20 protein-coding genes, 2 tRNA genes and 1 pseudogene are annotated in these 25,660 nt (G+C 55.5%); 8 read left to right on the forward strand and 15 right to left on the reverse strand.

What is annotated here, in order from left to right; translation table 11 throughout:
* Positions 1-8: 8 nt before the first annotated feature.
* The 9 genes from nusA to rlmE all read right to left on the reverse strand — a co-directional run bounded on the left by nusA (position 9) and on the right by rlmE (position 7,993).
* On the reverse strand, positions 9-1,496 hold the full coding sequence (gene nusA, locus PSSD_RS14435; protein ID WP_039327563.1) for a transcription termination factor NusA: 1,488 nt from the start codon (positions 1,494-1,496) through the stop codon (positions 9-11).
* Positions 1,497-1,520: 24 nt separating this feature from the next.
* Positions 1,521-1,973, reverse strand: coding sequence for a ribosome maturation factor RimP (gene rimP / locus PSSD_RS14440; RefSeq protein ID WP_039327562.1), 453 nt, complete (start codon positions 1,971-1,973; stop codon positions 1,521-1,523).
* 212 nt (positions 1,974-2,185) lie between these two features.
* Positions 2,186-2,262: transfer RNA gene (locus PSSD_RS14445), tRNA-Met, on the reverse strand.
* Between the two features lie 59 nt (positions 2,263-2,321).
* A tRNA-Leu gene (locus tag PSSD_RS14450) sits at positions 2,322-2,408 on the reverse strand.
* A gap of 47 nt (positions 2,409-2,455) precedes the next feature.
* Positions 2,456-2,791, reverse strand: a complete 336-nt coding sequence (gene secG / locus PSSD_RS14455) for a preprotein translocase subunit SecG (protein WP_039327559.1) — start codon at positions 2,789-2,791, stop codon at positions 2,456-2,458.
* Positions 2,792-3,008: 217 nt separating this feature from the next.
* Positions 3,009-4,343: a phosphoglucosamine mutase gene (gene glmM / locus PSSD_RS14460; RefSeq protein WP_039327558.1), complete on the reverse strand. Its 1,335-nt coding sequence runs from the start codon at positions 4,341-4,343 to the stop codon at positions 3,009-3,011.
* 4 nt (positions 4,344-4,347) lie between these two features.
* Positions 4,348-5,181, reverse strand: a complete 834-nt coding sequence (folP, locus tag PSSD_RS14465; protein ID WP_058972700.1) for a dihydropteroate synthase — start codon at positions 5,179-5,181, stop codon at positions 4,348-4,350.
* Between the two features lie 77 nt (positions 5,182-5,258).
* Positions 5,259-7,190, reverse strand: coding sequence for an ATP-dependent zinc metalloprotease FtsH (ftsH, locus tag PSSD_RS14470; protein WP_039327554.1), 1,932 nt, complete (start codon positions 7,188-7,190; stop codon positions 5,259-5,261).
* A gap of 173 nt (positions 7,191-7,363) precedes the next feature.
* Positions 7,364-7,993: a 23S rRNA (uridine(2552)-2'-O)-methyltransferase RlmE gene (gene rlmE, locus PSSD_RS14475; RefSeq protein WP_034826540.1), complete on the reverse strand. Its 630-nt coding sequence runs from the start codon at positions 7,991-7,993 to the stop codon at positions 7,364-7,366.
* A gap of 126 nt (positions 7,994-8,119) precedes the next feature.
* On the opposite strand from rlmE, the gene yhbY reads away from it, so the two are divergent.
* Entirely contained in the window at positions 8,120-8,413 is a 294-nt protein-coding gene (gene yhbY, locus PSSD_RS14480) for a ribosome assembly RNA-binding protein YhbY (protein ID WP_034826542.1), read from the forward strand.
* Positions 8,414-8,540: 127 nt separating this feature from the next.
* On the opposite strand, the gene greA is transcribed toward yhbY, so the two are convergent.
* Complete coding sequence (greA, locus tag PSSD_RS14485; RefSeq protein WP_039327550.1) at positions 8,541-9,017, reverse strand: transcription elongation factor GreA; 477 nt, start codon at positions 9,015-9,017, stop codon at positions 8,541-8,543.
* A gap of 246 nt (positions 9,018-9,263) precedes the next feature.
* Between greA and dacB the strand changes: the two genes are divergently transcribed.
* The 3 genes from dacB to pmrB are packed head-to-tail and all read left to right on the forward strand — an operon-like array spanning position 9,264 to position 12,414.
* The gene (dacB, locus tag PSSD_RS14490; protein WP_039327547.1) at positions 9,264-10,697 is read left to right on the forward strand and encodes a serine-type D-Ala-D-Ala carboxypeptidase; all 1,434 of its coding nucleotides are present in this window, start codon (positions 9,264-9,266) and stop codon (positions 10,695-10,697) included.
* Positions 10,697-11,359: a two-component system response regulator PmrA gene (gene pmrA, locus PSSD_RS14495; RefSeq protein ID WP_039327545.1), complete on the forward strand. Its 663-nt coding sequence runs from the start codon at positions 10,697-10,699 to the stop codon at positions 11,357-11,359. The genes dacB and pmrA overlap by 1 nt, the downstream gene beginning before the upstream one ends.
* Positions 11,356-12,414 (forward strand): two-component system sensor histidine kinase PmrB, encoded by a 1,059-nt coding sequence (gene pmrB / locus PSSD_RS14500; RefSeq protein WP_058972701.1) that lies wholly within the window; start codon positions 11,356-11,358, stop codon positions 12,412-12,414. The genes pmrA and pmrB overlap by 4 nt, the downstream gene beginning before the upstream one ends.
* On the opposite strand, the gene PSSD_RS14505 is transcribed toward pmrB, so the two are convergent.
* On the reverse strand, positions 12,411-14,684 hold the full coding sequence (locus tag PSSD_RS14505) for a TonB-dependent siderophore receptor (RefSeq protein ID WP_058972702.1): 2,274 nt from the start codon (positions 14,682-14,684) through the stop codon (positions 12,411-12,413). The genes pmrB and PSSD_RS14505 overlap by 4 nt on opposite strands.
* A gap of 261 nt (positions 14,685-14,945) precedes the next feature.
* Here PSSD_RS14505 and fes point away from each other — a divergent pair, with 261 nt between their 5' ends.
* Positions 14,946-16,157, forward strand: coding sequence for an enterochelin esterase (gene fes / locus PSSD_RS14510; protein ID WP_058972703.1), 1,212 nt, complete (start codon positions 14,946-14,948; stop codon positions 16,155-16,157).
* Between the two features lie 33 nt (positions 16,158-16,190).
* A complete protein-coding gene (locus PSSD_RS14515) occupies positions 16,191-20,105 on the forward strand; it encodes an enterobactin synthase subunit F (protein WP_058972704.1) in 3,915 nt (1,304 codons plus the stop codon).
* A gap of 63 nt (positions 20,106-20,168) precedes the next feature.
* Here the strand turns inward: PSSD_RS14515 and PSSD_RS14520 are convergent, their stop codons facing one another.
* The 3 genes from PSSD_RS14520 to fepD are packed head-to-tail and all read right to left on the reverse strand — an operon-like array spanning position 20,169 to position 22,932.
* Complete coding sequence (locus PSSD_RS14520) at positions 20,169-20,966, reverse strand: ATP-binding cassette domain-containing protein (RefSeq protein ID WP_058972705.1); 798 nt, start codon at positions 20,964-20,966, stop codon at positions 20,169-20,171.
* Positions 20,963-21,946 carry an iron-enterobactin ABC transporter permease gene (fepG, locus tag PSSD_RS14525; RefSeq protein WP_058972706.1) on the reverse strand — a complete coding sequence of 328 codons (984 nt, stop codon included), beginning with the start codon at positions 21,944-21,946 and terminating at the stop codon, positions 20,963-20,965. The genes PSSD_RS14520 and fepG overlap by 4 nt, the downstream gene beginning before the upstream one ends.
* Positions 21,943-22,932: a Fe(3+)-siderophore ABC transporter permease gene (gene fepD / locus PSSD_RS14530; RefSeq protein WP_058972707.1), complete on the reverse strand. Its 990-nt coding sequence runs from the start codon at positions 22,930-22,932 to the stop codon at positions 21,943-21,945. Before fepD ends, fepG begins: the two co-directional genes overlap by 4 nt.
* Before the next feature lie 139 nt (positions 22,933-23,071).
* Between fepD and entS the strand changes: the two genes are divergently transcribed.
* Positions 23,072-24,322, forward strand: coding sequence for an enterobactin transporter EntS (entS, locus tag PSSD_RS14535; protein WP_058972708.1), 1,251 nt, complete (start codon positions 23,072-23,074; stop codon positions 24,320-24,322).
* Here entS and fepB read toward each other — a convergent pair.
* Complete coding sequence (fepB, locus tag PSSD_RS14540) at positions 24,317-25,282, reverse strand: Fe2+-enterobactin ABC transporter substrate-binding protein (RefSeq protein WP_039327531.1); 966 nt, start codon at positions 25,280-25,282, stop codon at positions 24,317-24,319. The two genes, entS and fepB, sit on opposite strands and share 6 nt — an antisense overlap.
* A 176-nt stretch (positions 25,283-25,458) precedes the next feature.
* Here fepB and PSSD_RS14545 point away from each other — a divergent pair.
* Positions 25,459-25,660: pseudogene (locus tag PSSD_RS14545) on the forward strand (isochorismate synthase); the annotation flags it as partial.

The raw sequence follows: 25,660 nt of genomic DNA on the forward strand, positions 1-25,660 counted from the left end.
TCCTGTTATTACGCGTCATCGCCGAACCAGCAGATATTACGTGCAGCCATGATCAGCGCACCGGCCTTCTCATCATCCAGCCCTTCAATATCTGTCAGATCGTCAACACCTTGCTCAGCGAGATCTTCCAGCGTGCAAACGCCGATAGACGCCAGGCGATACGCCAGCGCACGATCTAAGCCCTCAAGATTCAGAAGATCCTCAGCGGGCTCCTGATTACCAAGGCTCTCTTCTTTCGCTAATGCCAGGGTGGTTAACGCATTTTTTGCTCGTTCACGCAGGGCTTCAATGGTCTCTTCGTCGAGGCCGTCGATTTCCAGCAGCTCGTTGATTGGCACATAAGCCAATTCTTCCAGCGAAGAGAAGCCCTCTTCCACCAGAACGGTGGCGAACTCTTCGTCGATGTCGAGATGTTTGGTGAACATATCGATCGCTGCGTGGGCTTCAGCCTGATGCTTAGCCTGCAGATCATCGACGGTCATCACGTTCAGTTCCCAGCCACTCAGTTGGGAAGCCAGACGCACGTTTTGGCCGTTACGGCCGATCGCTTGAGCCAGATTGCCGGCTTCAACCGCGATATCCATGGTGTGATTGTCTTCATCCACCACGATTGACGCCACATCGGCTGGTGCCATGGCGTTAATGACGAATTGCGCGGGGTTATCGTCCCACAGCACAATGTCGATACGCTCGCCACCCAGTTCGCTTGAAACAGCCTGCACACGCGCACCGCGCATACCGACACAAGCACCCACGGGATCGATACGTTTATCGTTGGTCTTCACAGCGATTTTCGCACGTGAACCCGGATCGCGCGCTGCCGCTTTGATCTCGATAACTTCTTCGCCGATTTCTGGTACTTCAATGCGGAACAGCTCGATCAGCATTTCCGGCTTAGAACGGGTCACAAACAGCTGCGCGCCACGTGCTTCTGGACGCACGGCATACAGCACACCGCGAATACGGTCGCCTGGGCGGAAGTTTTCGCGTGGCAGCATGTCTTCACGACCAATCACAGCTTCAGCATTGCTGCCGAGGTCCAGTGAAATGCTATCGCGGTTCACTTTTTTCACCACGCCGGTGATGATCTCACCTTCGTGCTGACGGAACTGATCAACCACCATCGCGCGCTCAGCTTCGCGCACTTTCTGCACGATAACCTGCTTCGCGGTTTGCGTGGTGATACGGTCGAAGGTCACAGATTCGATCTGATCTTCAACGTATTCGCCCAGATTGAACGCTTCATCTTCGAAGCGAGCGGCATCCAGCGTAATCTCACGGGTCGGCTGAGTGACTTCTTCAACAATCTGCCAGCGACGGAAAGTATCGAAATCGCCGCTGCGGCGGTCGATGCTGACGCGCACTTCGATCTCTTGCTCATACTTCTTTTTGGTCGCAGTGGCCAAAGCGCTCTCCAGCGCTTCGAAGATTTTCTCACGCGGCAGGGCTTTTTCGTTAGAAACGGCTTCTACTACAGCTAAGATCTCTTTGTTCATCCTGGTTAGCCTCAATCCGGACTTTTAAAAGTGGGGGACCAGGTTCGCTTTCTGAATGTTGCTCAGCGCGAACACTTCATCGTTACCCTCAACGGTCACCGTGATCATCTCGCCTTCAACAGACTTGATGATGCCCTGCCATTTACGGCGGTTCTGTACGGCCATACGCAGTACCACGCTCACTTCATCACCGACGAAACGAGTATAGTGTTCAGCAGTGAAAAGAGGACGCTCGAGACCTGGCGAGGAAACTTCAAGGTTGTAAGCGACAGTAATCGGATCTTCCACATCCATTACAGCGCTGACCTGGTGGCTAACATCGGCACAATCATCAACATTGATACCGTCTTCACTATCAATATAGATGCGCAAAGTCGATGTGCGACCGCGAACGAATTCGATACCGACCAATTCGTAGCCAAGCGCTTCTACTGGAGCGGTGATCAAATCAGTCAATTTTTGCTCTAATGTGGACAAGCCCACCCCCAAGACATAAAAAAAGGGCCTATAGCCCAGTGTTGCGATTCCTGATAACAAAAAACCCCGAAAATTCGGGGCTTTTTGTGACTGGACCCTGTACGCCGCATGGCGGCTTCGGCACACAATCCAAAAGAATTTTTTTCAAAAACTCACTGAGGATGCGTCCGTCGATGCATACAGTATATTTGAAAAAGAACTCTAAGGGAAAGTGGTTGCGGGGGCCGGATTTGAACCGACGACCTTCGGGTTATGAGCCCGACGAGCTACCAGGCTGCTCCACCCCGCGTCCGAAAACGTGGCGAATATTACGCCGATCTTGCGAAAAAAGCAAGTTTTACTGAGATTTGGTACCGAGGACGGGACTTGAACCCGTAAGCCCTTTCGAGCACTACCACCTCAAGGTAGCGTGTCTACCAATTTCACCACCTCGGTACTGCACTGACTGCGACGTTGTATTGCCGCTTTAAGCGTTGACGATGTTACTGTGGGATGTCATTGCCCGGCGTGGCCGGCTTAGCTGGCTGAGTCTGTTGTTGAGACTGAGCCGGCGCAGTGAGGTTTTCCCACTCGCTTCCTTTAGAAGACTTGTTGGTGTTCAGATTGCCCAGAACCAGACTGATAATGAAGAACAGGGTCGCCAGCACAGCGGTCATACGAGTCATAAAGTTACCAGACCCGGTTGAACCGAACAGTGTACCAGAGGCGCCTGCACCGAATGAGGCTCCCATATCAGCGCCTTTGCCTTGCTGCAGCATGATCAGACCTACGAGGCCAATCGCTACAATAAGGAAAACAACTAACAGAGCTTCGTACATAATCAACCTGATTCCTTGCGCGTTATCTGCACAGTTAAAGCTTCACCAATATTGACGGGGAGTATCGTCATCACCCATCAGAAGCGGGTGTGAATACTAACCAATGGTGCATACCTCTGCAAGTGCAATTTACACGAACTTTATTGATTGCGGAAAAAAGCGCCATCGTGGTGATTTTACAGGCGGAATGGTCGCAGCCTCTCCGCCTGGCGTGGCGTTATACGGCTTTCACCGCATCGGCAATTTTGTGCGCGAGTTCAGTCACCAGCTTCTCGTCTTCACCTTCCACCATCACGCGAATCAGTGGCTCAGTGCCCGATTTACGCAGCAGCACGCGCCCTCTTCCCGCCAGCGTCTTTTCTACTTCCGCTGTCACGGCTTTCACGCTGTCACTCTCCAGAGGATCATGGCTGCCAGTGAAACGCACATTGACCAGCACCTGAGGCAACATTTTCATCCCACTGCACAGATCGTGCAAACTCATGTGATTGCGTACAATCGCAGTGAGTACTTGCAAACTTGCCACGATCCCATCGCCAGTGCTGATTTTGTCGAGCAAAATCACATGCCCGGAGTTTTCAGCGCCCATGCGCCAGCCCTTCTCCTGCATTTTCTCCAGCACATAGCGGTCACCGACTTTGGCACGGGTAAACGGAATGCCTAACTGCTTCAACGCCAGTTCCAGACCCATGTTGCTCATCAACGTGCCCACCACACCGCCGCGCAGCTGCCCCTGACGCAGTGCCTCGCGTGCAATGATGTAGAGGATCTGGTCGCCATCGACCTTCTCACCCAAATGGTCAACCATCATGATACGGTCACCATCACCGTCATAGGCCAGACCGAGATCGGCTTTTTCATCCAGCACACGCTGTTGCAGCATACGCAGATCGGTGGCACCGCACTCTTTGTTAATGTTCATGCCATCAGGCTGCACGCCGATCGCAATCACTTTGGCACCCAGTTCACGCAGCACGTTTGGTGCGATGTGGTAAGTCGCCCCATTGGCGCAGTCCACTACAATCTTCAAACTGTTGAGGCTCAGCTCACTGGGGAAAGTGCCTTTGCAGAACTCAATGTAGCGACCAGCAGCATCGACAATGCGGCTCGCACGACCCAGTTCGGCTGATTCCACGCAGGTCAGTGGCTTCTCAAGTTCCAGCTCAATGGCTTCTTCGACTTCATCCGGCAGTTTGGTGCCTTCAGCAGAGAAGAATTTAATGCCGTTGTCATCGAACGGGTTATGCGATGCCGAGATCACAATGCCGGCCTCAGCACGGAAAGTTCGCGTCAGATAAGCAATGGCGGGAGTTGGCATTGGGCCGGTAAAGGCCGCAGACAGGCCTGCCGCGGCAAGTCCCGCTTCCAACGCGGACTCCAGCATATAACCGGAAATACGCGTGTCTTTACCTATCAATACTTTCTTAGAGCCAGAACGTGCCAGCACTTTACCGGCCGCGAAGCCCAGCTTCAGTACAAAGTCAGGTGTAATAGGCGCTTCGCCTACTTTGCCACGGATGCCATCTGTACCGAAATATTTACGATTACTCATGCCTTTATCCTTTTGCTCTCCGTGTCGCTTCGACGACGCGCATCGCTTCGACAGTCTCTTTCACATCATGAACGCGAATAATTTGTGCCCCCTGCATCGCGGCAATCACCGCACAGCTCAGGCTACCGGTCAGGCGCTGTGCCGGACCGACATTTAACAACTGGCCAATCATCGACTTACGCGACATCCCCACCAACAGCGGCAAACCAAAGTGGTGGAAATGGCTGAGTTCGGCCAGCAGTTGATAATTGTGGTTGAGATTCTTACCGAAACCGAAGCCAGGGTCGAGTAACAGATTTTCTTTTTTAATGCCTGCGGCCTCACAGCGCGCAATCTGCGTAGTGAAGTAAGCGTCCACTTCACTCACGATATCGTTATATTCCGGTGCCTGCTGCATAGTCCGCGGCTCACCCTGCATGTGCATCAGGCACACCGGCAGCCCGGTCTCTGCCGCAGCAGCCAATGCACCCGGCTCAGAGAGTGAACGAATGTCATTAATGATGTGAGCACCCACTCGCGCAGATTCACGGATAACTTCTGGTTTAGAGGTATCAACAGAAATCCAGACCTCGAAGCGCTGGGCAATCGCTTCCACCACCGGAATCACACGTGCCAGTTCTTCCTCAACACTCACCTCATCCGCACCGGGTCGCGTTGATTCGCCGCCCACATCGATAATGGTGGCACCAGCATTCACCATCTCATTGGTATGCGTCAGCGCATCCACCAGTGTGTTATGCGTTCCACCATCAGAAAAAGAGTCCGGCGTGACATTCAAAATACCCATCACATGGGGAAACGACAGATCGAGATGGGAATCACGGGCGTACAACTTCATGGCGGAAATCTCCTTGGGAATCACTAAATGTAAAAAACCCCGGACCGGCCGGGGTTTTTGCTGAGGTTAAACGCCTCTTATTTGTCGAGCTGCTCTGACATGGTATTGCCTGGATTCGGCGTACGCGGTTCATCAACCGGACGTGGCGCCTTTGGCGTACCATTGTTGTCTGAAGAGCTGCTGTTGCCGGAGTCATCCCAACCCGCAGGTGGACGAACTTCACGGCGCGCCATCAGGTCATCGATCTGCGGTGCGTCAATGGTTTCATACTTCATCAGCGCATCTTTCATCGCATGAAGGATATCCATATTCTCACCCAACAGAACGCGAGCACGCTGGTAGTTGCTGTCGATCAGGTGTTTAACTTCCTGGTCGATGATACGCGCTGTTTCATCAGACATGTGTTTAGCCTTCGCCACTGAACGGCCCAGGAACACTTCGCCTTCTTCTTCAGCGTACAGCAACGGACCCAATTTCTCGTTGAAGCCCCACTGCGTGACCATGTTGCGTGCCAGGTTGGTCGCCACTTTGATGTCGTTAGACGCACCGGTAGAGACGTGCTCTGCACCATAGATGATCTCTTCAGCAAGACGACCACCGTACAGCGTAGAGATCTGGCTTTCCAGTTTCTGACGGCTGGCGCTGATTGCGTCACCTTCAGGCAGGAAGAAGGTCACACCCAAAGCACGGCCGCGAGGAATAATGGTCACTTTGTGCACCGGATCGTGTTCCGGTACCAGACGACCAATGATCGCATGGCCAGCTTCATGGTAAGCGGTTGATTCTTTTTGCGCTTCCGTCATCACCATGGAGCGACGTTCCGCACCCATCATGATTTTGTCTTTCGCTTTTTCAAACTCAACCATCGAGACCACACGCTTGTTGCCACGTGCAGCAAACAGCGCTGCTTCGTTGACGAGGTTAGCGAGGTCTGCACCCGAGAAGCCCGGCGTACCACGTGCGATGATGGCTGCATCAATGTCGGTTGCCAGCGGCACACGACGCATATGCACTTTCAAAATCTGTTCACGCCCGCGAACGTCTGGCAGACCGACCACAACCTGACGGTCAAAACGACCTGGACGCAGCAGCGCAGGGTCAAGTACGTCTGGACGGTTAGTTGCCGCGATCACGATGATGCCTTCATTACCTTCGAAGCCATCCATTTCGACCAGCATTTGGTTCAGCGTCTGCTCACGTTCATCGTGACCACCGCCCAAACCGGCACCACGCTGACGGCCCACCGCATCGATTTCATCGATGAAGATAATGCACGGCGCCGCTTTCTTCGCTTGTTCGAACATGTCACGCACACGAGATGCACCGACACCGACAAACATTTCGACGAAGTCAGAACCTGAGATGGTAAAGAAAGGTACTTTCGCTTCGCCAGCGATCGCTTTCGCCAGCAACGTTTTACCGGTACCCGGTGGGCCCACCATCAAGACGCCTTTCGGAATCTTACCACCCAGTTTCTGGAAGCGGCTTGGCTCACGCAGATATTCAACCAGTTCACCGACTTCTTCTTTTGCTTCATCACAACCTGCGACATCAGCAAAAGTGGTCTTAATCTGGTCTTCGGTCAGCATGCGGGCTTTACTCTTGCCAAAGGACATCGCGCCTTTGCCACCGCCGCCCTGCATCTGCCGCATAAAGAAGATCCAAACACCAATCAACAGCAGCATTGGGAACCAGGAGATGAAGATGGAAGCCAGCAGGCTTGGCTCTTCTGGTGGTTCGCCAATCACTTTGACGTTTTTGGTCAAGAGGTTATCAAGCAACTTAGGATCGTTGACAGGAATGTAAGTCGTATATTTATTACTGTCTTTTTTGACAACGTTAATCTCACGCCCGTTAATACGTGCCTCGCGGACCTGATCCTGGTTCACTTCCGACAGGAAGGTTGAATAATCAACCCTACGGCCATTCGACTCGCTGGGCCCAAAGCTCTGGAAGACAGACATCAGCACGACCGCGATGACTAACCAGAGAATCAGGTTTTTCGCCATGTCACTCAAGGGATTAACCTCATATTACAACGGTGTTAACAGACAGCGTAGGGTACTATATATCCTTCAGACCTGGAATCGCGGCGCTGATGATTTTACTGCTTTCCACTGAAACTCAGAATTACACATCAGAGTAAACGCAGTTCGCCTTGCTTTGATTCCAGCACCGAGGGCTATAGTTTGCGCCCTGTCGCCACAATATACACTTCACGTGAACGTAAACGAGAAGCGTCTGGCTTACGAATTTTCACTTTCGTAAATAGGGAGCGAATTTCCCGCAGGTATTCCTCGAAGCCATCTCCCTGAAACACTTTCACTACAAAACTGCCGCCAGGTGCCAGGATATCTCGACACATTTCCAGCGCCAACTCTACCAAATACATTGATCGTGGAATATCAACCGCAGGTGTACCGCTCATGTTCGGTGCCATGTCAGACATGACAACTTGCACCTTTTGGTCACCGACACGTTCCAGCAAAGCGTTTAACACCGCTTCTTCACGAAAATCACCCTGCAAAAAATCGACACCGACGATAGGGTCCATCGGCAGCAAATCGCAAGCAATGATACGACCATTCGATCCAATCTGTTGTACCGCATATTGCGACCAACCGCCGGGTGCAGCACCTAGATCTACCACTGTCATGCCGGGTTTGAAAAGCTTGTCACCCTGCTGAATTTCATCAAGTTTAAACCAGGCGCGCGAACGCAACCCCTTTTTCTGTGCCTGCAGCACATATTTATCGCTAAAGTGTTCCTGTAGCCAGCGACTGGAACTGGCCGAACGCTTTTTACCCGTCATAATTTTTCCAGTTAAATCTTCATCGTAGCGATAAATCAGTCCGCAATGGGTTGCGTTGATTTGGCGATATACACGAGATGGCGGTAGAATGAACCGTTTTCAATCCCTGAGTAAGTAAAAAATACGATGAATCTGAGTACCAAACAAAAACAGCACCTGAAAGGCCTGGCCCATCCCCTTAAGCCCGTTGTCATGCTGGGCGGTAATGGCCTGACCGAAGGCGTGCTCGCCGAAATCGAACTGGCGCTCGAGCATCACGAATTGATCAAGGTAAAAATTGCCTCGGAAGATCGTGAGACCAAGCAGCTGATCGTTGACGCAATCGTACGTGAAACTAAAGCGTGTAACGTACAGGTCATCGGCAATACGCTGGTGCTGTATCGCCCTGCAAAAGAGCGCAAAATTACTCTGCCACGTTAATGAAGCCGTAAGGCTGCCATAACGGGCAGAGAAAGTGCCATGCTCCTGCATGGGATAAAAGGCCGCGATGCGGCCTTTTTCCTTTCTTTACAATATGCGGCTACACATTTCAAAGCGTAGCAATATCTTAAAGGTATTCCACCTTTAAGACTTCATATTCCACATCGCCACCCGGTGTCTTCACGATCGCGACGTCATCCGCTTCTTTTCCCACCAAACCCCGCGCCATTGGCGAGTTCACTGAGATGAGATTCTGCTTAAAGTCAGCCTCGTCATCACCCACGATGCGGTAGGTAAATTCTTCGTCGGTATCGACATTCAACACCGTGACCGTCGCACCGAAAATCACACGGCCGGTTTTTGGCATGGCAGTCACATCAATGACCTGTGCATTAGAGAGTTTGGCTTCAATCTCCTGAATGCGCCCTTCACAAAAGCCCTGCTCTTCGCGTGCTGCGTGGTATTCGGCATTCTCTTTCAAATCGCCGTGCTCACGGGCTTCGGCGATGGAGGCGATAATGCGCGGACGCTTAACGGACTTCAGTTCGTTAAGCTCTTCGCGCAGCTTCTCAGCGCCTTTCAACGTCATCGGAATCTGATTCATTTTGGCTCCTCGTCATCTGTCCTGGTTAACGGCGTCATCCTGACCGGTGACAGCAGAAAACAGCTTCTGCGGCGCGTTACCTCTTTTCACAAGCAAAAGAAGCCTGACCCGGAAAGCTTTCCGGGTCAGGTTCGGTTTTGCATTTTGATACGTATTTTACCCCAGAGTTCCCTGTGGGTCATCGTTTACTTTGCACCGCCTCGGGACGTAGTATTGACGCCTTCACCCGCTAGTTACCGCGAGATTATGCGATTTTCACGACTTGTTACCGGATTAACCTGTGCGTTTATGCTGCAGGCACAAGCAGCCCCCGTTGAAGAATACATGCAGTATTTGCCAGACGGCGCAAACCTGGCGCTGATGGTACAAAAAGTGGGCGCATCAACCCCGATAATCGACTATCACGGCAAACAGATGGCACTGCCAGCCAGTACCATGAAGGTGATTACCGCGCTGGCCGCATTGCTGGAACTGGGACCGGACTTCCGTTTCCAGACCACCATGGAAACCAAAGGCGCGGTCAGTGATGGCACGCTGAATGGCGATTTAGTCGCGCGTTTTGGCGGCGATCCGACGCTCAGTCGACAGGATCTGCGCAACATGGTCGCTGCGCTGAAAAAACAGGGCATTAACCATATTAAAGGCAATCTGGTCATCGATACGTCGGTGTTTGCCAGCCACGATATGGCACCTGGTTGGCCGTGGAATGACCTGACGCAGTGCTTCAGTGCCCCGCCAGGCGCCGCGATTGTCGATAAAAACTGCTTCTCGGTCTCGCTCTACAGCGCCAATACGCCGGGCGAAAATGCCTTTGTACGTATCGCTTCTTATTACCCGGCACACATGTTTAGCCAGGTGCGCACCATCGGCCGTAACAGCGGTGATGGGCAGTACTGTGAGCTGGATGTCGTGCCTGGCGAGCTTAATCGCTATACCCTGACAGGTTGTATGCGTCAGCGTGCCGAGCCACTGCCGTTGGCCTTCGCCGTGCAGGATGGAGCCGCATGGGCAGGAGAAATCCTCAAAGCTGAGCTGCGTGCCGCGGATATCGATTACAGCGGCCATTTAGTTCGACAGCCGTTGGTCACCGCACCCGGTACCGTGCTGGCGTCAACGCAATCTGCACCGCTGCACAATCTGTTGCACACCATGCTGAAGAAATCAGACAACATGATTGCCGATACCGTGTTCCGCACTATTGGGCATCACTATTTCAACGTTCCTGGCACCTTCCGCGCCGGTTCTGATGCGGTACGCCGTATCCTGCGCGAAAAAGCCGGCGTTGATCTGGGCAACAGTATTCAGGTCGATGGTTCGGGTTTATCGCGCCACGATTTGATCGCGCCCGACACCATGATGCAGGTGTTGCAGTACATCGCGAAAAACGATTCGACGCTGAACTATATTTCGATGCTGCCACTGGCAGGCTACGACGGCACCCTGCAGTATCGCGGTGGTTTGCATGAAGCGGGGCTGGATGGCAAAGTCTCAGCCAAAACCGGTTCGCTACAGGGCGTCTATAATCTGGCTGGATTTATTACCACCTCCAGCGGTGCACGCGTGGCCTTTGTGCAGTATCTTTCTGGCTATGCCGTGCCGCCGGAAGATCAGAAAACGCGGCGCATTCCTCTGGTACGCTTTGAAAGCCGCCTCTACTCGGATATCAACAAAAACAACTAATGAAACTGCTGATTGTTGAAGATGACGCGCTGTTGCAATCGGGCCTGGCTCAGGCCCTTAGCGCACAAGGATACGCCGTTGACTGCGCCAGTACGGCGGCAGAAAGCAACGCGTTTCTCCGCAGTGGCCAGTACAGCCTGATCGTGTTGGATCTGGGTTTGCCGGATCGCGATGGTGCCACACTGCTGCGGCAATGGCGGCGCGAAGGCATCAATGTACCGGTGCTGATCCTCACCGCCCGCGACGCGCTAGAAGATCGGGTTGATGGCCTGGATGCCGGTGCCGATGATTACCTGGTGAAACCTTTTGCCCTGGTGGAGTTGCAGGCGCGCGTACGTGCGCTGATTCGTCGCTTCCAGGGGCACAGTGACAACCTGCTGCAACAGGGGGATCTCACTCTGAACCTCAGTTCACAACAGGTGCTGCTGGAAGAACGTCCTCTGGAGATCACGCCAAAAGAGTTCGCGCTGCTGACCCGTTTATTGATGCGCGTGGGGCAAAACGTACATCGTGAAACGCTGCAGCAGGATCTTTACAGCTGGAATGACGATCCCGGATCCAACACTCTGGAAGTTCACATTCACAATTTACGTCGCAAACTCGGGAAAGATCGTATTAAAACCGTACGCGGCGTGGGTTACCGTCTGGAAGTGCGCGAATGAATAGCATGCGTCAGCGGTTACTGATTATGCTGGCGCTGATTCTCCTCACCTGCCAGGTGATGAGCGCCATCTGGTTGTGGCATGAGAGCCGTGAACAAATCAGCTTCCTGGTGAATGAAACCCTCTCAGCGCAGGCGCGTAACGACCGCGTCGAGAACGAAATCCGCGAAGCCATCGCCTCGCTGCTGTTGCCCTCGCTGGTGATGATTGCGCTGACGCTGCTGCTCTCGTTCTGGGCCATCAACTGGATTATTCGCCCGCTGCGTTTGCTGCAGGACAGTCTCGCCCATCGATCTGCCGATAATCTCACGCCGCTGCCCATCTATTCCGAGATGGATGAGATCGTTGCGGTGACCTCATCGATCAATCAGCTGTTCTCACGGCTGGATCACACGCTCCAGCAGGAGCGGCTGTTTACCGCCGATGCCGCACATGAACTGCGCACGCCCCTGGCGGGTTTACGCCTCCATCTGGAGTTGTTACATCAGCAGAAGGTGCCACAAAGTGACATGCTGATTGAGCGAATCGACCAACTGATGCACACCGTTGAACAGTTGCTGATGCTGTCACGCGCCGGACAGGCGCTGGCCGGTGGCCACTATCAACTGTTGCAGTGGCAAAAGGACATTATGCAGCCGCTGCAACCCGAAATGGCCGAGCTGTATGAGCAGCGCCAGCAAACTCTGCTCTGGCCGCAAGGCAAAGATATTCCGCAGCAGGGAGAAGCCGTGTTGCTGCGCCTGATGTTGCGTAATTTGCTGGAAAACGCTTCGCGCTACAGCCCGGAGGGCAGCGAGGTTAAGGTGAAAATGCAGCAAGACAAGCAGCAGGTGATTATCGAAGTCTGGGATCAGGGGCCGGGTATTGATGCCGATGCAGCGGAAGAGTTGACGCAGGCCTTTCGTCGTCGCGACCAGCGCTATGGCGGCAGTGGCCTGGGCCTGAATATCGTGTTGCGTATCGTGCAGATGCACCGTGGCAGACTGGAGTTGGTGAATCGTCAAGACAGCAGCGGGCTGATTGCCCGCTGCTATTTACCGCATCAACTGCTTTAGAAGTGGGTATTCAGGCCGACGTAATAGGTACGGCCTGATTCGTTGTAGGTATTGGCACCCGCACCGTACAGGTAAGCGCCTGTGGTGGCGTTACCGGTGGTTTGCGCATTACCTTCGCGGAAGTGACGCTTATCAAACAGGTTGTCGATACCCAAGGTCACGCTGGCGTACTTGTTGATATCGTAAGTGCCGCTCAAGCCGATAATCGAGTAAGGCGCGACTTTATCGGTTGCACTGCCCGTCACCGGTTGGCCTTTGTAGTCATACTTCTTCGGCGTCTGCGTACCGTACCAGGTCAGGGTGGTTTGCAGCGACAGATCCTGCGTGGCTTGCCAGCTCAGCGTCGAGTTCAGGGTGTATTCCGGGATCACCGACAGACGATCGCCGGTTTCCTTGTTTTTACTCTGCAGCATGTAGGTGAAGTTGTTATTCCACATCACGCTATCAGAGAACGGCACGTTAACGGTACCTTCCAGCCCTTCGACGACCGCTTTCGGCACGTTTTCCCACTTGTAGATATCTGTGGTGCCGTTCGAGGCTTTACCCACTGGCGCGTAACCCGCTTCAATCTTGTTGCGGTAATCGTTACGGAACCAGGTCAGACCGGCCTGATAACCCTCGTGTTTCCACTCCAGCCCAATCTCTTTGTTGAAACTGTTTTCGGCTTTCAGGTCTGGGTTACCCTGCAAATAACAGGCACCGGTACTGGCTGCACAACCCTGACCGTTGCTGTATAGCAGGTAGTTCGGGTTGGTCTGGTACAAGCTTGGCGCTTTGTACGCCAGGCCAGCACCCATCTTCAGCGTGAAGTCATCACCTAAACCTTGCGACAGGTTCAGAGACGGGCTCCAGTTATTGCCGACGATCGAGTGATGATCGAAGCGCAGGCTTGGCGTCAGCATGGTGCTGTCAGTCAGCTCCATGTTGTCTTCTGCAAACAGCGAGAAGATTTCCGCCTGCGAATACGGGCTACGGCCGGTATTTGACACGCCCGGCACGGAGCCATAGCTCGCTGTCTGAGTGGTGGAAGAAGGATCCTTCATGCTCTGCTGGTTCCATTCAGTCCCCAGCGTAGCAGTCTGATTAATCAACCACTCAAACGGAATGCTGACTTCACTGTGCAGCAAGATGTCGTCTAACTGAATGGTATTGAAACCATCGTTAGAGAAGATGCCCTCGGTGCCGCCCGCCAGACCTTCGTTAATGCGGGTGTTACGGGTTTTCTCGTAACGCGCATAGGTATTGGTGCTGACACCGTTATCCCACGCACCCGTCCATTTCAACGAGATATTCTGACGATACAGGCGGTTGGTTTCATCGCCGTACAGGCTCTTCACCAGCGCGCTGGTGTTGGTGTTTTGGGTATCGCCCGCGTACAGGTTGCCCTGACGGCTATAACCCGCTTGCAGCTCCAGGGTTTGCATCGGAGCAAACGTCCAGCTCAGCAAGGCGTTGATATCTTTGTTCACCGACCCTTCACGGCCCGATGGATAGCTACCCGCATACGAACCGGTACGATCGGCAGCGTGGCCTTCGTTGATGTCGTAGGCATCGGCCTGAGTTTTGGCTAAGCCACCGTACAGACGGAAGTTAACATCGTCACCCAGCGGCCCTTCAAGGCTAAAGTTAGTGCGCTTGGTCGACCCTTCTGATTTATGCTCAGGCGCATTGAGGTAGGTGTTCCAGGAACCGTGCCACTGCTGGTCAGTGTATTTTTTGGTGATGATATTCACCACGCCACCCGCAGCGCCGTTACCGTAGCGCACCGCAGCCGGACCGCGAATCACGTCAATGTGGTCGATCATCTCCGGTGGCACCCAGTTGGTGTCACCGCGCGTATCACGCTCGCCACGCCAGCCTAAACGCACCGAGTTGCGGCTGGTGATCGGCATGCCATCCACCATAATCAGGGTGTTTTCCGGCCCCATGCCGCGAATGTCAATCTGACGATTGTTACCGCGCTGGCCGCTGGTGGAGTTACCGGTGAGGTTCACGCCTGGCATGGTGCGAATGATTTCTGAGACATCACGCGCTGGCGGATGCTTTTTAATTTCATCGGCGGTGATGGTCGACACGCCAGGTGCCTGCAAGTTTTGCTGCTGAGCCGTCACCATTAGGGTGCCGCCGTTCATGGATTCGGCGTCGGCGGTAGATTGGCTGCTGGTCGTCTTGCTGGAAGTGTCTGCTGCCCAAGCGCTGCCGGAGAGCAGTGAGGCGCTGAGCCCCAGTTCAATCAAAATAGCTAATGATAGTTTTGAGTAACGCGTCATTTTTTTCATTCCTGGATGGCCAGTAAAAATCTCGTTGGATTCTTGACTGGCGAGCCGGTGAGAATATCCCTGTCCTAATCGCGCCGAGTTCCAGTCCTGGCAGTGCTATCCGTTGCATAACCTTCCAGGAAGGAAAGAGCCAGGCGGAACGCGCGTGCTCTTTTTGAGCGGAAACACCCTATTGCAAATGCAAATAGTTATCAATAGTATTAATTATTAATCTTATGTAAATCTTCCCCTACACAGTAACTGGCAGCCCCTATGACCTGGCGAAATGATGTAACCGGTAGCGAAGCCTGGTGGCAGGAGCAACAATCTCAAGGTATTCCACGTATCGAGCCACAACCGGATGGCACCTGTCTGGTGACCTTCTTCTGGCGCGATCCGCAAGGCAGTGAAAAAGCATCGAACACACAACGCGTGTGGATCAACATCACCGGCGTGACCGATCATCACCAAAAGCGACCACCGCAATCACTGGTACGCGTGACAGGCAGTGATGTGTGGTACTGGCAAACCACGCTTCCAGCTAACTGGCGCGGCAGCTACTGCCTGATGCCCGATGAGCATGCCACGGATTTCTCCGGCGAAGCCGACATGTACAACCTGCGCAACTGGTGGCGGGAAAAATTCCCCACGGCGAAGGCCGATCCGCTGAATAAACTGCGTGGCTGGGCGGGTGGACGCGGAATGGGCGTTTCTCCGCTGCACTTGCCGCAGGCACCCAATCAGCAAATCTGGCAATCGGTGGACGATGGCAGCGCGCCTGAGATATCTCTGCAGCAATATCAGTGGGATAGCGCACTGTTAGGCAACAGCCGTAAGGTCTGGATTTACACAACCGGCGCGTCAGAGCCCGCACAACGCCCGCTGGCGATCCTGCTGGATGGGCAATTCTGGGCCAACCAAATGCCGATTGCTGGCCCGCTGCAGCAGCTCACAGACAGCGGCAAATTGCCCGCCGCGGTCTATCTGTTTATCGACATCATTGACCGCGAACACCGCAGCCGGGAATTGCCCTGCAACCCGCAATTCTGGCAGGCCATGCAGCAGGAGTTACTGCCACAGGTCGCGGCATGGGCGCCGTATCGCCAGCAGGCAGACAGCACGCTGGTGGCCGGACAAAGCTTCGGTGGGCTGGCATCGGTTTTCGCCGCCCTGCATTTCCCGGAGACTTTCGGCAACGCGCTGAGCCTCTCCGGGTCGTTCTGGTGGCCGGAACGTGGCAATCCGCACGGCTGGCTGTTACAGGCATTAGATGGCGGCTTAGCGCCTCAATACCCGCTGCGTTTCTGGCTGGAAGCCGGCAAACGAGAAGGCCTGATTCTGCAAGCCAATCAACAATTAGAACAACAACTTACTGCTGCCGGTTACCAGGTGAATTACCAACCGGTTGAGGGTGGTCACGACGCGCTATGTTGGCGCGGTGGGCTGCTCGACGGTCTGCAAGCTCTGTGGCGCAATCCGACTTAAATTTCCTCACTCAGGACGCAAACCGGAGCAACGATGTCTGAATCTCTGATGAACAAAACCATGACTGACCAACACACTCTGCCTCTGGTGGCGGCACAGCCCGGCATCTGGATTGCCGATCAGCTGACCCAACACCACAACGCCTATGCCGTGGCGCACTTTGTTGAATTACAGGGTGCGATTAACAGCGCCTTGTTAGCACAAGCCATCGTGGCAGGCATGCAGGAAGCCGATACGCTCAACATGGCGTTTGGTGAAGTCGAGGGGGAAGCACTGCAATGGGCACAGCCGCAAACGTTCAGCGCACCGCAGATTGTGGATTTGCGCGATGAAGCCGATGCTGCCGCCAAAGCCCGCGCATTAATGCGTGAAGATATGAACGGTGATTTACGCGTGTTGAGCGGGGCTAAACTCTGGCATCACTGCCTTTATCGCATTGGCGATCAGCACTGGTTCTGGTATCAGCGCTACCATCATTTGGTGGTGGATGGTTTCAGCTTTACCGCCATCACGCGCCGCATTGCCAACCTCTACAGCGCCGCCGTTCAGCAACAGGATGCCGAACCCACCCCGTTTATTCCGTTTAGCGAAGTGGTGGAAGAGTATCAGCGCTATCAGGAATCCTCATCCTTCACGCGTGACCGCGATTTCTGGCGGGAAAAAGGGGCCGCACTGCCCTCACCCGCTTCCCTGTCGCCGTTACCACTGGCCGGGCAAAGCGCCACCACCGATATCCTGCGTCATAGCGTCACGCTCGATCGCGCCACGTTTCAGACCTTGATCAACCAGCATCCGCAATCCAGCGCCGCTGATTTAGCCTTTGCCCTGGTTGCGCTGTGGCTCGCGCGACTCAGTGGTCAGAACGACTTCGCCGCCGGCTTCATCTTTATGCGACGCATTGGTTCTGCCGCACTGTGCGCTACGGGCCCGGTGATCAATGTGCTGCCGATGGCGGTGCACTACGATCCCACTCAACCGATCTCTGCGCTGGCAGCGCAGCTGGCGGGTGAAGTGAAGAAAATGCGCCGCCACCAGCGCTATGATGCCGAACAGGTACAGCGTGACCTCGGCCGATTGGGCGATGGCGATCCGCTGTACGGCCCAGTGATCAACCTCAAGATGTTTGATTACCAACTCGATTTTGCCGGCGTTGAGGGGATAACGCATCAGTTGGCCTCTGGCCCGGTACGCGATCTGGAGATCGCTATCTATATCAGTGAACAGGGTGAACTGACGCTGGAGCTGCTGGCCAATGCGCAACGTTACAGCGAATCCACGCTGCACCGTCATACCAGCCGCTTTGACCTGCTGCTGAAGCAGCTTGCCGAGCAACCGCAGCGCCCGTTGGGTGAACTTGATCTGCTGACCGTCGAAGAACATGCGCAAATTGCTGGCATCAACCAGACGGCACATCCTGTCCCCGCAGAAACCCTGGCTTCGTTGCTGGCACAACAGGTTGAGCGCACGCCGGATGCACCGGCGTTGGCGGATGCCGTGCATCAACTTAGCTACCGCGAAATGCAGCAGCAACTGTTCGCGCTGGCAGACGATCTGCGTGCCGCCGGTGTACAGCGCGGCGATATCGTGGCGGTGGCACTGCCGCGTTCGGTGCAGCTTTCATTGGCGCTTCAGGCAATTGTTTCGCTGGGTGCGGCCTATCTGCCACTTGATACCGGCTATCCTGACGAACGTTTACAGCTGATGCTGGAAGACGCCGCACCGAAAACCTTGATCACCTCAGCGGAACTCAGCGCACGTTTCCAGGCCATCGCCACGGTTAACCAGCTGCATTTTGATGCGCTCTACGCCCACACGGATGCTCCGCAACCTGCCAGTGCGCCGACACCGCAGGATGGGGCTTACATCATCTACACCTCCGGTTCAACGGGCCGTCCAAAAGGCGTACTGGTGGGGCATGAGGCCATCGTCAATCGCCTGTTGTGGATGCAGGATTGCTATCCGCTGCAAGCCGACGACGTAGTGCTACAGAAAACGCCGAGTAGCTTTGATGTCTCCGTATGGGAGTTCTTCTGGCCGCTGCTGGTCGGCGCGCAGTTGGTGATGGCTCCGCCGGAGGCGCACCGCGATCCTGAAGCGCTGCAGCAACTGTTTGCCCGCTACAAAGTCACCACCACGCATTTCGTACCCTCGATGCTGGCGGCCTTTGTCGCGGCCCTGGATACACCGGCCGCCATCGCCTGCTGCACCAGCTTGCGTAATGTTTTCTGCAGTGGTGAAGCCCTGCCGACCGATCTGTCACGCGAGTGGGAAAAGCTGACGCATGTACCGCTGCACAACCTGTATGGCCCAACCGAAGCAGCGGTGGATGTCAGCTGGTATCCGGCCTTTGGTGAGGCGCTGGCGGCAGTAGAAGGTGCCAGCGTGCCAATTGGTTTCCCGGTGTGGAATACCGGATTGCGTATTCTCGACGCACGCATGCAGCCAGTGCCACCGGGTGTCGCCGGTGATCTTTACCTCACTGGCGTGCAGTTAGCGCATGGCTATCTCGGCCGTCCAGATCTGACAGCCAGCCGCTTTATCGCCGACCCTTTTGCCACAGGTGAGCGTATGTACCTCACTGGCGATGTCGCTCGTTGGCTGGATAACGGCGCAGTGGAATACCTCGGCCGCAGCGATGATCAGCTGAAGATTCGCGGTCAGCGCATCGAACTTAATGAAATCGACCATGTGTTGAGTGCTCAGCCCGGCATTGAGCAGGCGGTGACGCATGCCGTGGTGTTGGGGGGCAGCGCGGCGCAAGGCGGTGATGCGCGTCAGTTGGTGGGGTATGTGATTGCGGCGCAGCCTGTTGATGGTGAAGCACTGCGCGAAGCGTTGGCGCAACGTCTGCCCGCCCATATGGTGCCGGTGGCGATTGTGCAGCTGGATGCCTTCCCGCTCAGCAGCAACGGAAAACTGGATCGCAAAGCGCTGCCGCTACCGCAAAATGCGGCAGAGAACGTGGGACGTGAACCGCATGCCGGATTAGAAACCCAGCTGGCGCAAGCCTTCTGCCAGCTGCTGGCACGCGATAGCGTCAGCGCGCAGGATGATTTCTTTGCCCTGGGCGGACACTCATTGCTGGCCATGCGCCTGGCCGCACAGCTGCGCCGTGAACTGCAACAGCCGGTATCGGTGGGGCAGATTATGGTGGCCTCAACCGTAGAGAAACTGGCGCGTTTGCTCAGCGATGCGCATTCGCATCAGCAGGCGGGTTTTGAAGCCGTGCTGCCACTGCGTCAGAGCAACGGACCAACGCTGTTCTGTTTCCATCCGGCATCCGGCTTTGCCTGGCAGTTTAGTATTCTGCAACGCTATCTTGATCAGCGCTGGTCGCTGGTGGGGATTCAGTCACCGGATACCGAAAGCCCGTTGAACCAGAGCGCGCATCTCGACGACGTATGTGAAGCCCACCTGCGCACGCTTCGTGAGGTGCAACCGCACGGACCTTACTATTTCCTGGGCTATTCTCTGGGCGGAACCCTGGCACAAGGCATCGCTGCACGTCTTGAAGCAGCGGGTGAAGAGGTGGCCTTCCTCGGCCTGCTCGACACCTGGCCGCCGGAAACGCAGAACTGGGATGAAAAACGCGGCGAAAATGTGCTTGATCCGGCCGTGCTGGACGAGGTGAATCGCGAGCGTGAGCAGTTTATTGCGGCACAGCGCCATCAGGCTGGGGAAGAGATGCGCGCGATGTTCGATACCATCGAAGCCAACTACGCCAGTTCAGTTCGCCTGCTGGCGACTGCGCGCAGTGCCCGTTTCAACGGTCGTGCCACGCTGTTCCTGGCTGAAAAAACGCAGCAGCCAGGCCAGGATGCACGTCGCGCCTGGGCACCGTATGTGGGTGAACTCGACGTATGGCCAATGGATTGTGCGCATGTGGAGATTATTTCGCCGCAGATGTTTGAGCAGATCGGGCCATTGTTACAGCGGATTTTGGAGTAATTGGCACCAGGTGCGCATCAATGCGCACCCTACATCGTAGGGGCGGCATTGATGCCGCCCTGATTACCTGCCCCGCCCCAGCGGCACAATCATCGGCGTATGCGCCACCGGATCGTCCACAATCACGCAGCGCAAACCATACACCTGCTCAATCAATGCGGGTGTGACAATCTCCGCTGGCTTACCTTCGGCGATAATCTTGCCGTGGCGCATGGCGATCAAATGCGTGGCATAACGACAGGCGTGGTTCAGGTCGTGTAACACCACCACCAGCGTACGACCATGCTGCTGATTCAACTCCTGCATCAACTCCAGCAGCTCGATCTGATGGGTGATATCCAGCCAGGTGGTCGGCTCATCGAGCAGCAGCAGTGGCGTCTGCTGTGCCAGCACCATGGCAATCCACACACGCTGGCGCTGCCCACCGGATAAGGTATCCACCGGCTGCAGCGCCAGATCGGCGACGCCGGTGGCGCGCATCGCCTGCTGTACCGCCTCTTCATCTTCAGTCCGCCAGCGACCAAACAGCGGTTGGTGCGGATAGCGTCCACGCGCCACCAACTCCGTCACACTGATGCCCGCAGGCGCATTGGAACTCTGCGGCAGCAGCCCCAGCCGACGAGCCACCTCTTTGGTGGGGTAGCGCGCAATCGCCTCACCGTCTAAATACACTTCGCCTTTTAGCGGAGCATTGAGACGGCTTAACGTACGTAATAACGTCGATTTACCACAGGCATTGGGGCCGATAATCACCGTCAGCTCCCCTTCCGGGATCGCCACCGACAAATTTTCCGCCACCACTTTTTTGTCATAACCGAGCGTCAGGCCTTCGCCATACAGACGTGAAGGAATATCGATCATTGGCGTCGCGCCTCCCGCACCAGTAACGCAATCAGATAGAGTCCACCCAGGCTGACGGTGATCACGCCAACCGGTAATTGATAAGGCAGGAACAGATGCTGTGCGGCAAAATCTGCGGCAATCAGCAGCAATGCCCCACACAGTGATGCCAGCAGCAAAGCACCTTTCTCACCGCCGCCCAGTCGGCGTGCAATCTGCGGGGCCAGTAACGCCACAAAGGAGATCGGCCCCACCAGCGCCGTTGACGCTGCCGTCAACACCACGCCAATCAGCATCAACCACATGCGGCTGCGCTCGACGGGCACGCCGAGGGCGCTGGCTGTGTCATCGCCCATCTCCAGCAGGCGCATCCGCCGCGTCAGAAACGCCATCAACAACAATGACAACAACAGCACCGCAATCACCGGCGGGGTTTTTGCCCAGGTGATGCCGTTCAGCGAACCCGCGCTCCATAAACCGGCACTCAGCGCCGATTCCAGTGAGGCACTGATAATGAGCCAGGCATTGAGCGCCATCAGTAACGCGCGCACGCTAATGCCAACAATAATCAGGCGGAAGGTTTCAACACCGTTGCGCCAGGCAAACAGGTACACCAGCGCCGCAGTTCCAACCCCGCCCACCAGCGCGGCGCCGGTCATGGCCGCGATGCCCTGATTGAACAGCACCAATGCCACCAATACGCCGCTGTAGGCACCGGTGTTAAAGCCCAGAATATCCGGGCTGCCGAGGGGATTGCGCAGTAAAGACTGGAAAATGGCGCCGCTCACCCCGAGGGCTGCGCCAATCAGCAGCGCCATCAGCACGCGCGGCAGTCGCCACTCCAGCACGATCAGCTTAACGTTACTGGCCCCTTCCCCCAGCAGCACCTGCCAGAACTGTTCTGCGCCAATCGGCAATGCGCCGCGCGTCATTGCCAGATAAGCCAGCAGCAAGCAGGTCAAGGTCAGCCATGTGGTGTGCAGCAGAACACGGCGCGTCATAGGCCACCTCGACCGAGTTGACGACGTACCAGCACAATCAGCACGGGAGCGCCCAGCATCGCGGTGACAATTGAGACACGCAGTTCACCTGCAACCAGCAGGCGGCCCAGAATATCCGCCGCCAGCAGCAGAATCGGGGTGATGATCGCGGTGGCCGGCAGCATCCAGCGGTGATCGTTACCCACCAGCCAGCGTGCAAAATGCGGTGTCATCAGACCGATAAAAGCAATCGGGCCCACCGCTGCCGTTGCCGCTCCACACAGGAGGGCGATCGCCAGCAACCCCAGCAGCTGCGTACGTGCCACGCGCGTTCCGAGCGCCGTTGCCATATCGCCGCCCATGCTCAAACTGTTCAGCGCCTGCGACAGGCAAAACGCTATCACGCTTCCGATGAGCACCGCCGGAAACAAGGTGCGCAGCACCTCAAAGTTGCGAATATCCAGTGAGCCGCTGTGCCAGAAACGCAGATGGTCATAAATATCAGGATTGAGGAGCGACAGGCCCGATGTCAGGCCATCCAGCACCGCGCCCAGCGCCACGCCCGCTAGCGTCAGGCGCACTGGGTTGACGCGGCCACCGCCAATCGCACCGGTCATCGCCACCAGCAGCGAGGCCAGTAACGCGCCGGCAAAAGCAAAACCGAGCCAGTCGAGCGGCGAATCGGCGCCAAACAGCGCAATGCCAATCACCACGGCAAATCCGGCACCGGCATTCACCCCAAGAATGCCGGGATCGGCCAATGGATTACGCGTCAGGCTTTGCATCAAGGCCCCCGCCAACCCAAGCGCCACCCCTGCGAGTAGCCCAGCCAGCGTTCGCGGCAAGCGCGCGTCGCGCACAATCACACACTCTGCGCTGTTACAGCTGGAGGTCAGCGAATGATAGACATCGGCAAGCGGTATTGATTTGGCCCCCAGCATTAAGCTGAGCGCGATGAGGAGCATGAGCAGAATCCCTGAGCCTGCTAATGCATGGAACTGGCGCATCGTTCTAAACCTTCACTGTTCAACGTCGTCGCATACGCAACGCAATTTGATAATGGTTATCGTTATTACTCGCGTTCGCCTATGTTACCATGACTCGCCTCGCGGACGATGAGGAAAATTGGTGCAAAAAGGCGAACATATGAACAAATCCTCCCACTTTATTGATCTCTCCTTGCTGAAAACCCATGCGGCATTTCGCGCGGTGTTTATCGCTCGATTTATCTCGATTGTTGCATTGGGGATGCTGGCCGTCGCAGTGCCGGTGCAAATTCAGCACATGACGCAATCACCGCTGTTGGTAGGATTAGCGGTGACGCTGGCCGCCTCGGGGATGTTTATCGGTCTGTTAACCGGTGGCGTGCTCGCCGATCGTTACGAACGTAAAAAGCTGATACTGATTGCCCGTTCAACCTGCGGTTTAGGTTTCATCGCCCTGGCGATAAATGCCGCGCTGCCGCAGCCGTCGTTGATGGCGGTTTATCTGCTGGGATTCTGGGATGGCTTCTTCGGCGCCATTGGCGTCACCGCCCTGCTGGCAGCCACACCTGCGCTGGTCGGTCGTGAAAACATTATGCAGGCTGGGGCGATCACCATGTTGACGGTCCGCTTTGGTTCGATTCTCTCGCCTGCGATTGCTGGACTGGTGATCGCGCACGGTGGCGTGGTGTGGAACTACGGCTTAGCCGCGTTCGGCACGCTGTTAACCGTGTTAACGCTGTTAAAGCTGCCGCAGTTAGCGCCGCCGCCGCAACCACGTGAGCATCCGTTGAGGTCACTCGCTGCAGGCATACAGTTCCTGTTTGCCAGCCCGATAGTCGGCATGGTGGCATTGATTGGTGCGCTGGTCACGCTCGCCAGTGCAATACGCGTGCTCTATCCAGCATTGGCTCCTCACTGGTCAGTAAGCGCCAACCAACTTGGTATGCTCTATGCCGCTGTGCCTCTCGGAGCCGCGATTGGCGCGTTGACCAGTGGCAAACTCAAGCATGCCGCCCGACCGGGACAGCTGGTGCTGGGGAGTGCAGTGGCGGCGTTTATCGCGCTGGGATTATTCAGCCTGATGCCCAACTTACTGCTGGCGCTGCTGTGTCTGGTGGCCTTTGGATATTTCAGCGCCATTAACAGTTTGGTGCAGTACGCGATGATCCAGGTGCTGACGCCAGATCACTTATTGGGGCGTATTAACGGACTGTGGACGGCACAAAACGTCACCGGAGATGCAATTGGCGCGGCAATGATTGGTGCGATGGGATCATGGTTACTGCCGCCCCAGGCTGCCGCAGTGTTTGGTTTTGCGGCAGCGCTGCTGGGCATCATGATGTGGTTGATGATGGGGCGGTTGCGTCGTTACCACGCGCCAGCCCCGGAGCTGGCGCAACCCTCATCATGATTTAACGAACAGTTTTTCCAGACGCGCCAGCAGATTGCTGGCGCTGTAGTAATCCAGACGGAACGAATCGACACCCAGCGGGAAGACCTGTTTCTGCGTCACCGCTGAATTTTGCGCCAGGAACGGATTACTCAGCACTGACTGCGTGGTTTTCTCGTCAGCGGCGAACAGCAGGAACGTCTTGCCCGTCAGACCGCTGCCCACGTTTTCGCCCGACAACTGAATGATGTCTTTACGCTGGCCCATGCTGTGGCCCTGTTGAACGGAGGCAGGCGGTTCGGCGAGGGTGAAACCCAGCTGTTCTAACAGCTTGCCCTGTGCCGATTCTGCGGTCCATACGTTGACGGCACGACCATCGCCGTTCCACACCATCGCAGAGACCGGTTGTGGCGGCAACGTGATGGCTTTTTTTAAGGCCGCTTCACGGTCGTCAAACGCTTTAACACGCTGTGCGGCTTGCGCTTCATGGCCGGTCGCCTGGCCAAGCAGCGTCACCACATCCTGCCAGCTTTTGTCGTCGTAATTGACTACCAGAGTGGGGGCGATAGCAGAGAGCTGGCTGGCAAGTTTGATCGCCGAGTCGTTGCCGGTCGCGCTGACCAGAATCAGATCCGGCGCTTCAGCCGCCACGGCTTCGGCGCTGGGTTCACCAATATAGAGACGTTTAAGATGGCGCTGTTTCGCCACATCGCCCCACTGGCGGAAAAAACCCTGATCGTCAGCAAGACGGCTGTTGGGAGCGGTCGCGCCGGAGGCAATAACCGGTGCATCAATCGCCAGCAATGAACCCGTCAAAGTGACGCTGGTGGACACAATGCGCTGCGGTGCTTTGCTGATGGTCACGGGACCATTCGCTCCCTGAAGGGTACGCGGCCAGCCCTGCTCGGCCTGTGCCAATCCGCTAAACGCCTGGAAAACAAAAATCAGGGCCGAGAGGCCCCATAAACCGCATTTATTCATAAGTTTTGGTCCACTTTTTAGCATATTGCCCTGGGTAACGTTAGCGTCCGATTACGCCGAAACACGCTGGAAATCCCGCGAATGGATTGACTCTTTTGCCCAATCGACGTAGGTTACAGGCCCATAATAAAAATGATAATCATTCTTAATAATCTTATCATTTATAGGTGAAAATTATGGTGGAATCATCCATGTTTGAAAATGCCTTATTGAAGGATTTTTCCGCGTTATGCCGTGGGTTCCTTTTTACCTCGCCCTGGCGCAGCCTCGCAACGCAGGGGTGTTATACCACCATCACTGCATCCGTTGCTGATGCGGCGCTGTTGCAGGGGGATTTTCAACAACAGTTGCGGCAGCATTTCGCGGCGGCTAAAAAAC

The sequence above is a fragment of the Type-D symbiont of Plautia stali genome, assembly GCF_001485335.1.
Lineage (GTDB): Bacteria > Pseudomonadota > Gammaproteobacteria > Enterobacterales > Enterobacteriaceae > Pantoea > Pantoea vagans_C.

Bases quoted from the DNA above. Each gene is read 5' to 3' on its own strand.
- nusA (WP_039327563.1), bottom strand. From the start codon at position 1,496: ATGAACAAAGAGATCTTAGCTGTAGTAGAAGCCGTTTCTAACGAAAAA.
- secG (WP_039327559.1), bottom strand. From the start codon at position 2,791: ATGTACGAAGCTCTGTTAGTTGTTTTCCTTATTGTAGCGATTGGCCTC.
- glmM (WP_039327558.1), bottom strand. From the start codon at position 4,343: ATGAGTAATCGTAAATATTTCGGTACAGATGGCATCCGTGGCAAAGTA.
- folP (WP_058972700.1), bottom strand. From the start codon at position 5,181: ATGAAGTTGTACGCCCGTGATTCCCATCTCGATCTGTCGTTTCCCCAT.
- ftsH (WP_039327554.1), bottom strand. From the start codon at position 7,190: ATGGCGAAAAACCTGATTCTCTGGTTAGTCATCGCGGTCGTGCTGATG.
- rlmE (WP_034826540.1), bottom strand. From the start codon at position 7,993: ATGACGGGTAAAAAGCGTTCGGCCAGTTCCAGTCGCTGGCTACAGGAA.
- yhbY (WP_034826542.1), top strand. From the start codon at position 8,120: ATGAATCTGAGTACCAAACAAAAACAGCACCTGAAAGGCCTGGCCCAT.
- greA (WP_039327550.1), bottom strand. From the start codon at position 9,017: ATGAATCAGATTCCGATGACGTTGAAAGGCGCTGAGAAGCTGCGCGAA.
- dacB (WP_039327547.1), top strand. From the start codon at position 9,264: ATGCGATTTTCACGACTTGTTACCGGATTAACCTGTGCGTTTATGCTG.
- pmrA (WP_039327545.1), top strand. From the start codon at position 10,697: ATGAAACTGCTGATTGTTGAAGATGACGCGCTGTTGCAATCGGGCCTG.
- pmrB (WP_058972701.1), top strand. From the start codon at position 11,356: ATGAATAGCATGCGTCAGCGGTTACTGATTATGCTGGCGCTGATTCTC.
- PSSD_RS14505 (WP_058972702.1), bottom strand. From the start codon at position 14,684: ATGACGCGTTACTCAAAACTATCATTAGCTATTTTGATTGAACTGGGG.
- fes (WP_058972703.1), top strand. From the start codon at position 14,946: ATGACCTGGCGAAATGATGTAACCGGTAGCGAAGCCTGGTGGCAGGAG.
- PSSD_RS14515 (WP_058972704.1), top strand. From the start codon at position 16,191: ATGTCTGAATCTCTGATGAACAAAACCATGACTGACCAACACACTCTG.
- PSSD_RS14520 (WP_058972705.1), bottom strand. From the start codon at position 20,966: ATGATCGATATTCCTTCACGTCTGTATGGCGAAGGCCTGACGCTCGGT.
- fepG (WP_058972706.1), bottom strand. From the start codon at position 21,946: ATGACGCGCCGTGTTCTGCTGCACACCACATGGCTGACCTTGACCTGC.
- fepD (WP_058972707.1), bottom strand. From the start codon at position 22,932: ATGCGCCAGTTCCATGCATTAGCAGGCTCAGGGATTCTGCTCATGCTC.
- entS (WP_058972708.1), top strand. From the start codon at position 23,072: ATGAACAAATCCTCCCACTTTATTGATCTCTCCTTGCTGAAAACCCAT.
- fepB (WP_039327531.1), bottom strand. From the start codon at position 25,282: ATGAATAAATGCGGTTTATGGGGCCTCTCGGCCCTGATTTTTGTTTTC.